This window comes from Actinocorallia lasiicapitis (assembly GCF_054778695.1).
Map to the genome: position 1 here is coordinate 1 of NZ_BAAGZI010000221.1, position 9,661 is coordinate 9,661.

Genomic DNA, 9,661 nt, shown 5'->3' on the forward strand with positions numbered 1-9,661 from the left:
CCGCCTCGGCCAGCAGCCGCCGCACATCCACCCCGGCCAGCGCCGCGGGGACGAGCCCGAACGCGGTGAGCGCCGAGTAGCGGCCGCCGACGTCGGGATCGGCGAGGACCACGTGGTACCCGGCCTGCCGGGCCGAGATCTCCAGCGGCGAACCCGGGTCGGTGACGACCACGAACCGCCGCTTCAGCTCGTCACCGGTGATGCCCGCCGCACGGAACGCCTGCTCGTACAGCCTGCGCAGGCTGTCGGTCTCGATCGTGCCACCCGACTTGGAGGCGAGCACCACGACCGTGCGTTCGATCCGGTCGGCGAGCGCCCGCGCGACCTGGTGCGGGTCGGTGGTGTCCAGGACCGTCAGGGCCGCCCCCGCCGTCCGCGCGATGACCTCGGGGGCGAGCGAGGAACCGCCCATCCCCGCCAGCACGATGTGGTCCAGGCCGTCGGCCCGGTACTCATCGGCCAGTGCCGTCAGCGGCTCGACGAGCGGGCGTGAGGTGTCCGGAAGATCGAGCCAGCCGAGACGCCGCGACGCCTCGGATATGGCGTCGGGGCCCCACAGATGGGAGTTCCGGGACGTCAACGCGCCGGGAACACCGTCGGAGACGAGCCGTTCGAGAACGGTCTCGGTCTCGGTGACGGCGTCCCCACGCGCGGTGACGATCACGCCTGCGGCGGCCGTGACGACCGAGGTCACGCCTTGGCCTCCAGCGACTGCTTGATCGTGTCGAGCATCTGGTTCCAGGACACGTCGAACTTCTCGACGCCCTCGTCCTCGAGCACCTTCACCACGTCGTCGTAGTCGACGCCCGCGGCCTTGAGCTCGGCGAAGAACGCGTGCGCGGCCTCGTAGGAGCCCGCGATCGCGTTGCCGTGCAGCGGCGCGTGGTCGGCGGTGGCGTTGAGGGTGGCCTCGGGCATCGTGTTGACGGTGTCGGGGGCGACCAGCTCGGTGACGTACAGGGTGTCGGGCAGCGCCGGGTCCTTGACGCCGGTCGAGGCCCACAGCGGGCGCTGCGGGCGCGCGCCCGCAGCCTGCAGGGCCTTCCAGCGGTCGCTGGAGAACTTCTGCTCGTACAGCTCGTAGGCGAGCTGCGCGTTGGCGACCCCGGCCTTGCTCTTCAGCTCGCCCTTGCCGAGCTTCTCCAGCCGCTTGTCGATCTCGGTGTCGACGCGCGACACGAAGAACGACGCCACCGAGACGATCTTCGACAGGTCCTCGCCGTTGGCCTTGGCCTGCTCCAGACCGGCGAAGAAGGCGTCGATGACGTCGCCGTAGCGCTCCAGGGAGAAGATCAGCGTGACGTTGACGCTGATGCCCTCGGCGAGCACCGCGGTGATCGCCGGCAGGCCCTCCTCGGTGGCGGGGATCTTGATCAGCAGGTTGGGCCGGTCGACCAGCCAGGCGAGCGCCTTGGCCTCGCCGATGGTCGCGTCGGTCCGGCGCGCCAGCCGCGGGTCGACCTCGATCGAGACCCGGCCGTCGACGCCGTCGGTCCGGTCGAACACCGGCCGGAGCACGTCGCACGCCCAGCGGATGTCGTAGGCCGGGATCACCCGGGACGCCTCTTCGACGCCGACGCCGCGCTCGGCGAGCTCACGGAGCTGCTCGTCGTAGGCGTCGCCCTTGGCGAGCGCGTTCGCGAAGATCGTGGGGTTGGAGGTGACCCCGACGACGTTCTTGTCGCGCACGAGCTGCGCGAGGTTGCCCGAGCGCAGCCGCTCCCGGCTGACGTCGTCGAGCCAGATGGACACGCCCTCGTCGGAGAGGGCCTTCAGCTTGTCAGACATTTTCAGTTTCCCGTCGTCTCGCCCTTGCCCGCCTTCGTGAGGCTGGCCTTGGCCGCGGCCACCACGTGGGCCGGGGTGATGCCGAACTGCTCGTACAGGGTCTTGTAGTCGGCGGAGGCGCCGAAGTGCTCCAGGCTGACCGACTCGCCGGCGTCGCCGACGAGGTCGCGCCAGCCCAGTGCCAGTCCGGCCTCGACCGACACGCGGGCGCGGACCGACGGCGGCAGCACGGCCTGCCGGTAGGCGGCGTCCTGCGCGTCGAACCACTCCACGCACGGCATCGAGACCACCCGGGTCGGGGTGCCCTCCGCCTCGAGCGTCTCACGGGCCGCCACGGCGATCTCGACTTCCGAGCCGGTCGCGATGAGGATCACTTCCGGGGCGCCGGTCGAGGCGTCGGCGAGGACGTAGCCGCCCTTGGCGGTGCCCTCGGCGGACGCGAAGACGTTCCGGTCGAAGGTCGCGACCTTCTGGCGGGTCAGGCACAGGCCGGCCGGACGGTCGGTGTGCTCCAGGATCGTGCGCCAGGCCACCACGGTCTCGTTGGCGTCGGCCGGGCGGACGACGTCGAGGCCGGGGATGGCGCGCAGCGTGGCCAGGTGCTCGACCGGCTGGTGGGTCGGGCCGTCCTCGCCCAGGCCGATGGAGTCGTGGGTCCACACGAAGGTCACCGGCAGCTTCATCAGCGCGGCGAGCCGCACCGACGGGCGCATGTAGTCGGAGAAGACCAGGAAGGTGCCGCCGTAGGGGCGGGTGCCGCCGTGCAGGGCGATGCCGTTGAGGATCGCGCCCATGGCGTGCTCGCGGATGCCGAAGTGCAGCGTGCGGCCGTAGGGGTTGCCGGGGAACTCCGCGGTGGCGAACTCGGCCGGGATGAAGGACTTCTCGCCCTTGATCGTGGTGTTGTTCGACTCGGCGAGGTCGGCGGAGCCGCCCCACAGCTCGGGCAGCACCGGGCCGATCGCCGACAGCACCTCGCCGGAGGCCGCGCGGGTCGCGAGGTCCTTGCCGCCGGGGAACTCGGGCAGCTTGGCCGTCCAGCCCTCGGGCAGCCGGCGCGCGGCGATCCGCTGGAACTCGGCGGCGCGCTCGGGGTGGGCGGCCGACCAGGCGGCGAACCGCTCGTCCCAGGCGGCGTGCTCGGCCTTGCCCTTGGCGATGACGCCGCGGGAGTGGTCCAGGACCTTCTCGTCGACGAAGAAGTCGACCTCCGGCGGGAAGCCCATCAGCTCCTTGGTGGCGCGGACCTCGTCCTTGCCCAGCGCGGAACCGTGGATCTTGCCGGTGTTCTTCTTGTTCGGCGCGGGCCAGCCGATGATCGTGCGGAGCGCGATGAACGACGGGCGGCCGGTCTCGGCCTTCGCGGCGGCCAGCGCCTCGGCCAGGCCCTTGACGTCCTCGTGGTACTCGCCGGTCTTGGTCCAGTCCACGCGGTGGACGTCCCAGCCGTAGGCCTCGTAGCGCGCGAGGACGTCCTCGGACATCGCGATCGCGGTGTCGTCCTCGATGGAGATCTTGTTGTCGTCGTAGACGACGACGAGGTTGCCGAGCCGCTGGTGACCGGCGATCGAGGCGGCCTCGTGGTTGATGCCCTCCTGGAGGTCGCCGTCGGAGGCGAACACCCAGATGGTGTGGTCGAACAGCGACTCGCCGGTCGGGGCGTCGGGGTCGAACAGGCCGCGCTCGCGGCGGGCGGCCATCGCCATGCCCACGGCGTTCGCGAAGCCCGCGCCCAGCGGACCGGTGGTGGTCTCGACGCCGGCGGTGTGGCCGTGCTCGGGGTGGGCCGGGGTCAGCGAGCCCCAGGTGCGCAGCGCCTTCAGGTCGTCGAGCGAGAGCCCGTAGCCCGAGAGGTACAGCTGGATGTAGAGGGTGAGGCTGGAGTGGCCGCACGACAGGACGAACCGGTCGCGACCCGCCCATTCGGGGTCGCTCGGGTCGTGCCGGAGGAACTTCTGGAACAGGAGGTAGGCCGCCGGAGCCAGGCTCATGGCCGTGCCCGGGTGCCCGGAGCCCACCTTCTCGACGGCGTCCATCGCGAGGCCGCGGACGGTGTCCACGGCCTTGGTGTCCAGCTCGGACCAGTCAAGGGTGAAGTCGTTGGTAGTCACCGGAACTCTTCGGTCCTTCCAAGATTTTTATCGGGTTCGGCGTGACCGCGCCCGTCGCTCGCGTGATCTGCGTGACCAGCACATGCTGATCTCCACCGGCGAGCCTACTCATTATGGCGCTTCAAGGGATTGGTCTAAACCACTTGGGTCTCGGCCTTCCCCCGAATACCAGGGACATGCCCGATCATTTCCCGGGTAACCCTGGGCGCGAGTCACGCGGCCGGGGGAGAAGCTAGGTGAAACACCGCACCCGGTGGTGGACCCCGCCCTGGTCGGGACTACAGTGATGGCGCGGTCGCACGGGGCGGTCGCGGATCCCTACATGCAGAAGGCTTCCCTGTTGTGACGGTGCTCAGTAACAGGCTCGACGGCGCGTCCGGTATCGAGCTCCCGGCGGACGAGTCCTTGCACGACGAGTCCATCCCCGTGGTGGACGGACCGGCCGTCTCGCTCGGAGCCAAGATCGGCGCCTATGTCGCCCTGACCAAGCCCCGGGTCATCGAGCTTCTGCTGATCACCACGCTACCCGTGATGTTCCTGGCGGCCAAGGGGCTGCCCGATCTCAGCCTGGTGGCGTTCACGCTGCTCTGGGGCACGATGTCGGCCGGCAGCGCCAACGCCGTCAACTGCTTCATCGACCGCGACATCGACGCCAAGATGCGCCGCACCCGCCGCCGCCCGCTCGCCCGCCACCAGGTGAGCCCGACCGCGGCGCTGATCTTCGGCCTCGCGCTGGGCGTGCTGTCGACCATCGGCTTCCTGGCCACCGTCAACGCGCTGGCAGCGGCGCTGAGCGTCACGGCGATCCTCTACTACATCTTCGTGTACTCGCTGCTGCTGAAGCGGCGGACGAAGCAGAACGTCGTGTGGGGCGGCATCGCGGGCTGTATGCCGGTGCTGATCGGCTGGGCGGCCGTCACCGGTTCGCTGGCGCTCGCCCCGTTCGTCCTGTTCGGTGTGGTGTTCCTGTGGACGCCGCCGCACACCTGGACCCTGGCGATGCGGTACCGCGAGGACTACGCGATCGCGGGCGTCCCGATGCTGCCGGTCGTGGCCACCGAGAAGCGCGTGGCGATCGAGTCCCTCGTCTACACCTGGGCTACCGTGCTCTGCTCCCTGGCGCTCTGGCCGGTCGCCGGTCTGACGGCCGTCTACGGCGGCGTCGCGATCGCGCTCGGCGCGATCATCCTGGTCGAGGGGCACCGGCTGCTCGGCCGGGTCAACAGCGGCCTCACCGGGGCGCTGCTGCGGCCCATGCGGTTCTTCCACCTCTCCAACACCTATCTGGCGCTGCTGTTCACCGCCGTCGCCGTCGACCCCTTGATCAAGTTCTGACGTTGGCCCCCACGCGGCAAGTTCGGTTACGCTCGCGGACATGGCGACCCTCGACCCCCAGGCGATCCTGGACGGACGTTCTCCGGGGCGTCCGTCGGTCAAGCTGATCGTCGGGATGGTCGTCTCCAGCCTCTGCGCGATGGGCGCGCTGGGGCTTTTCGCCCTGTTGGGCGGCAACTCCTTCCTGGTCGGTCTCGGCCTGGCGATCCTGCCGGTGCCGCTGCTGGTGGCCGCCGTGCTGCTGCTGGACCGGCTGGAGCCCGAGCCCGCCAAGGACCTCGTCTTCGCGTTCCTGTGGGGCGCGGGCGTGGCCGTGCTGGGCGCGCTGCTGCTCAACACCCTCGGATACCACTACATCACCGAGCCGCTGTTCGGGGACTCCGGCGGGCGGTTCTGGACGGCCGCGGTCGGCGCCCCGGTGATCGAGGAGTCGCTGAAGGGCTCCGTGCTGTTCGTCCTGCTGTGGTTCCGGCGGAACGAGATCGACGGCGTCACCGACGGCATCGTCTACGCCGCGATGGTCGCCCTGGGCTTCGCGATGATGGAGAACATCTCCTACTACATGCAGGCGCTGGACGGCCCCGGCGGGGTGAAGTCGCTGGAGTCGGTGTTCATCCTGCGCGGGCTGATCTCGCCGTTCGGCCATCCGCTGTTCACGGCCATGACGGGCCTGGGTGTCGCCTACGCCGCCAACCACCGCACCGGCCGGACGACGGCGCTGGTGCTGGGCCTGCTGGGCGCGATGGCCCTGCACGCCATGTGGAACGCCTCCACCCACTGGGGGATCAAGGGCCTGCTGGTGGCCTACCTGTTCGACTTCTGCGTGCTGCTGGTCCTGCTCTGGCTGATCTTCAACGAGCGCCGCACCCTGGTCCGCGAGATCGGCGTCTACCTGCCGCTGTACGCCGGGACGGGGCTGGTGTCGCCGCAGGACGTCCAGATGCTCAGCCACATGCCGCAGCGGCGGGTGGCGCGGCACTGGGCCCGCCAGGTGGGCGGCAAGGGCGCTGCGCGCGCGATGAGCGACTACCAGCTCGCCGCGACCGAGCTGGTCCTGCTGCACCAGCGGATGGACGCCGGGGTGCTCGACGCCCCGTCCTTCACCACCCGGCAGAACCAGCTACTGCACCTGATGTACCTGTCGCGCCAGGCGTTCCTCAGCCAGCCGCACCAGCCCTACCAGGCGCCCTGGGGCCGTTCGGGCTTCGCCCCGCCGCCCGCTCCCGGGGTCTAGCTCCCGGGGTCTGGCTTCAGGGGTCTAGGCGGCGACGGCGGGGCGGACGCGCTCGGCGAACAGCACGTGCAGCGTGGCGATCCACAGCAGGGCGCTGCCGAGCATGTGGACGCCCACGAAGTTGGTCTGGACGGCCGTGAGCAGGTCGTGTCCCGGATGCCCGCTGACGTAGGCGAACAGGAAGTACTGGGCGTAGCCGAGGGCCCCCTGGAGCAGCACGGCCGCCAGCAGCAGCCGTCCGGCCCGCTGGATCCGCGCGGCGGCGCCCGTCCGGTGCAGCACGACCATCAGCGCGACGACCAGGGCGACGGTCACCCAGGCGAGGAACGCGTGCACCTTGGCGACGTGGTCGATGGAGAAGGGGAAGCGGCGCGCGGCGTCGTCCCCAGCGTGGGGGCCGCTGCCGGTGACGATGGTCCCGGCGGCGAGCAGGGCCACCACGACCCCGGTCAGCGCCAGGGTGAGCCGGCGGACGGCCGTCCCGACGAGGCGTTCGACGGGCCCGTCGCCCTCGCCGGCCCTGACGTACAGCCAGAACGCCAGGAAGATCATCAGGGTGGAGAGCATGTAGTGGGCGGCGACGGTCGCCGGGTTGAGCTTGGTGAGCACCGTCACCCCGCCCCAGACGGCCTGGGCGACCACGCCGAGCGGCTGGAGCACCGCCAGCCTGACGATCTCGGGGCGGCGCGGCCGGTACCGCAGCGCGGCGACGAACACGGCGACCCCGGTGGCCAGCACCAGGAAGGTCAGGGTGCGGTTGCCGAACTCGATCGCCATGTTGACGGGGGAGTGGTGCGGGCTGTGCGTCGGCACGAGGCTGTCGCCGGTGCACTGCGGCCAGGTCGGGCAGCCGAGCCCCGACTTGGTCAGCCGGACGGCGCCGCCGCTGAAGACGATGCCCGCGTTGACGATCACGGTCAGCAGGGCCAGCAGCCGCAGGTTCTTCGCCGTGGGGTTCCAGACGGCGTCGATCACCGTCCTGGTCAGCGGGGTCTTCTTGGATTCGAGGGTCGTCGTCGCCACGGGAGTCATCGTAGGACGGCCTCGCCGGTGGCCCGACCCGGGTCAGGTTCTGGCGGTCCGTGTCGCGCCGAGGCAGGCCGTGATCACGGCCCCGATCGCGATCCACTGGACGGCGCCGAGTATCTCGCCGAGCAGGACCACGCCCACCAGCGCGGCCACGGCGGGCTCCAGCGCCATCAGGATGCCGAACACGTGGGTCGGGATCCGGCGCAGCGCCTCCAGCTCCAGCGTGTACGGCACCACGGACGACAGCAGCCCGACCGCGACGCCGATCAGCAGGACCTGCGGGCTGAGCAGCCCGATCCCGCCGCCCTGGACGATCGCCCCGATCCCCATCGGCAGCACGGCGAGGGTGCCGACGATGCTGGCCACGGCGAGCCCCGTGGTGCCGGGGATCCGCTCGCCGGTCGCGGACGTCGCCACGATGTAGGCGGCCCAGCCCGCGCCCGCCGGCAGCGCCCACAGGACCCCCTGGACGGTGACGTCGCCGCCGCCCCTGGCCAGCAGCGCCACTCCGGTCAGCGCCAGCGCCGCCCAGAGCAGGTCGGCGCGCCGCCGTGACGCCACGACCGACACCAGCAGCGGCCCCAGGAACTCGATGGTGACGGCGATGCCGAGCGGGATCTGCTGGATCGACTGGTAGATCGAGAAGTTCATGACGGCCAGGGCGACGCCGAGCCCGGCCGCGACCAGCAGATCGCTCCTGGAGTGCGCCTTGAAGATCACGCGCAGCGCCTTGCGGGCCATGAACCCGACCACGACGGCCGTCGTCAGCAGCCGCATCACCACGACGGCCGAGGGCGGCAGCGTCGTGAAGAGGTTCTTGGCGAAACCGGCTCCGGTCTGCACCGACAGAATGCCGAGCAGCACCAGCAGCGACGGCGGAACCGAGCCGATCCCGGCGTGCCTGCGCACGCCCCCCGTGGTCGCGACCATCGGCTACTCCCAGCGGAAGAAGCGTGCGGCGAGCGCCAGCCCCGCGACGGCCCACACCGCGAGGATCAGCAGCTCCTTCCCGGGCAGCGCCTGACCGGCCTGGAGGACGGCGCGCAGCCCGCCGGTGAGGGCGGAGATCGGCAGGTACTCCAGCACTGAGCGGAACCCGGCGGGGAACTTGGTCAGCGGGAAGACCACGCCGCCGAGCACGAGCAGCACCAGGTAGACCAGGTTGGCGGCGGCCAGGGTGGCCTCGGCGCGGAGCGTCCCGGCCATCAGCAGCCCGAACCCGCTGAACGCGGCCGTGCCGAGCAGGACGAGCACCACCGCGGCCAGCGGGTTGCCGTGCGGGGACCAGCCGAGCGCCAGCGCCGTCACGCTGATCACGACGACCTGGAGCAGTTCGACCAGCACGACCGTCAGGGTCTTGGCGAGGATCAGGCCCGAGCGCGGCAGCGGGGTGGAGCCGAGCCGCTTGAGCACGCCGTAGCGGCGTTCGAACCCGGTGCCGATCGCCTGCCCGGTGAAGGCCGTCGACATGATCGCCAGGGCGATGACGCCGGGCGCGAGGAAGTCGACGCGGTCGCCGGGGCCGAGGTCGAGCAGCGAGGTGGTGCTGAACAGCACGAGCAGCCCGACGGGGATGATCAGGGTGAGCAGGAGCTGTTCGCCGTTGCGGAGCACGGCCTTCAGCTCGTAGGCGGTCTGCGCGGCGACCATCCGGCTGAGCGGGGCGGCCTGCGGCCGGGGGGTGAGGTCGAGTGCGGCGGTCATCAGCGGAGCTCCCGGCCCGTAAGTTCGAGGAAGACGTCCTCGAGGGTGCGGCGTTCGATGCGGAGGTCTTCGGCGAGCACGCCGTGGGAGGCGCACCAGGCGGTCACGGTGGCGAGCAGTTCGGGCCGCACGTCGCCCTCGATCAGGTAGTGCCCGTTGGGGGACTCCTTGGCGGCGCTCCCGGCGGGCAGGGCCGCCAGCAGCTCGTCCAGGCCGAGGCCGGTGCGGGCGCGGAACCGGAGCTGCCGTTCGGCGCCGGTGAGCTCGGCGGGGCTGCCCTCGGCGACCACGCGGCCATGGTCGATGATCACGACGTGGTCGGCGAGCTGCTCGGCCTCGTCCATGAAATGGGTGGTCAGCAGGACGCCGACCCCGGCGGCGCGCAGTTCGCCGACCAGCTCCCAGGTGGCGTGGCGGGCCTGCGGGTCGAGCCCGGTGGTCGGCTCGTCGAGGAAGACGA

General features: G+C 71.0%; 8 protein-coding genes and 1 pseudogene. 2 read left to right on the forward strand and 7 right to left on the reverse strand.

Annotation, left to right across the window (positions count from 1 at the left end; all coding sequences use genetic code 11):
• From ACYVE7_RS21835 to tkt, 3 genes and pseudogenes are all read right to left on the reverse strand, one after another.
• Window positions 1-694, reverse strand: a pseudogene (locus ACYVE7_RS21835) (glucose-6-phosphate isomerase); the annotation flags it as partial.
• Entirely contained in the window at window positions 691-1,788 is a 1,098-nt protein-coding gene (gene tal, locus ACYVE7_RS21840) for a transaldolase (protein ID WP_460366846.1), read from the reverse strand. The pseudogene ACYVE7_RS21835 and the gene tal, both read right to left, overlap by 4 nt.
• Before the next feature lie 2 nt (window positions 1,789-1,790).
• The gene (gene tkt, locus ACYVE7_RS21845) at window positions 1,791-3,824 is read right to left on the reverse strand and encodes a transketolase (RefSeq protein WP_460366852.1); all 2,034 of its coding nucleotides are present in this window, start codon (window positions 3,822-3,824) and stop codon (window positions 1,791-1,793) included.
• Between the two features lie 480 nt (window positions 3,825-4,304).
• Between tkt and ACYVE7_RS21850 the strand changes: the two genes are divergently transcribed.
• Window positions 4,305-5,234: a heme o synthase gene (locus tag ACYVE7_RS21850; RefSeq protein WP_460366853.1), complete on the forward strand. Its 930-nt coding sequence runs from the start codon at window positions 4,305-4,307 to the stop codon at window positions 5,232-5,234.
• 40 nt (window positions 5,235-5,274) lie between these two features.
• Complete coding sequence (locus tag ACYVE7_RS21855; protein WP_460366847.1) at window positions 5,275-6,468, forward strand: PrsW family intramembrane metalloprotease; 1,194 nt, start codon at window positions 5,275-5,277, stop codon at window positions 6,466-6,468.
• A 24-nt stretch (window positions 6,469-6,492) separates the two neighbouring features.
• Here ACYVE7_RS21855 and ACYVE7_RS21860 read toward each other — a convergent pair whose 3' ends face one another.
• The 4 genes from ACYVE7_RS21860 to ACYVE7_RS21875 form a co-directional block, all read right to left on the reverse strand.
• Complete coding sequence (locus ACYVE7_RS21860; protein WP_460366848.1) at window positions 6,493-7,500, reverse strand: COX15/CtaA family protein; 1,008 nt, start codon at window positions 7,498-7,500, stop codon at window positions 6,493-6,495.
• 33 nt (window positions 7,501-7,533) lie between these two features.
• Window positions 7,534-8,427, reverse strand: coding sequence for an EamA family transporter (locus ACYVE7_RS21865; protein WP_460366849.1), 894 nt, complete (start codon window positions 8,425-8,427; stop codon window positions 7,534-7,536).
• Window positions 8,428-8,430: 3 nt separating this feature from the next.
• Window positions 8,431-9,201: an ABC transporter permease gene (locus ACYVE7_RS21870; protein ID WP_460366850.1), complete on the reverse strand. Its 771-nt coding sequence runs from the start codon at window positions 9,199-9,201 to the stop codon at window positions 8,431-8,433.
• On the reverse strand, window positions 9,201-9,661 hold a 461-nt coding region (locus ACYVE7_RS21875), incomplete at its 5' end, for a DrrA family ABC transporter ATP-binding protein (RefSeq protein WP_460366851.1). The genes ACYVE7_RS21870 and ACYVE7_RS21875, both read right to left, overlap by 1 nt.

Bases quoted from the DNA above. Each gene is read 5' to 3' on its own strand.
- tal (WP_460366846.1), bottom strand. From the start codon at position 1,788: ATGTCTGACAAGCTGAAGGCCCTCTCCGACGAGGGCGTGTCCATCTGG.
- tkt (WP_460366852.1), bottom strand. From the start codon at position 3,824: ATGGACGCCGTCGAGAAGGTGGGCTCCGGGCACCCGGGCACGGCCATG.
- ACYVE7_RS21855 (WP_460366847.1), top strand. From the start codon at position 5,275: ATGGCGACCCTCGACCCCCAGGCGATCCTGGACGGACGTTCTCCGGGG.
- ACYVE7_RS21860 (WP_460366848.1), bottom strand. From the start codon at position 7,500: ATGACTCCCGTGGCGACGACGACCCTCGAATCCAAGAAGACCCCGCTG.
- ACYVE7_RS21865 (WP_460366849.1), bottom strand. From the start codon at position 8,427: ATGGTCGCGACCACGGGGGGCGTGCGCAGGCACGCCGGGATCGGCTCG.
- ACYVE7_RS21870 (WP_460366850.1), bottom strand. From the start codon at position 9,201: ATGACCGCCGCACTCGACCTCACCCCCCGGCCGCAGGCCGCCCCGCTC.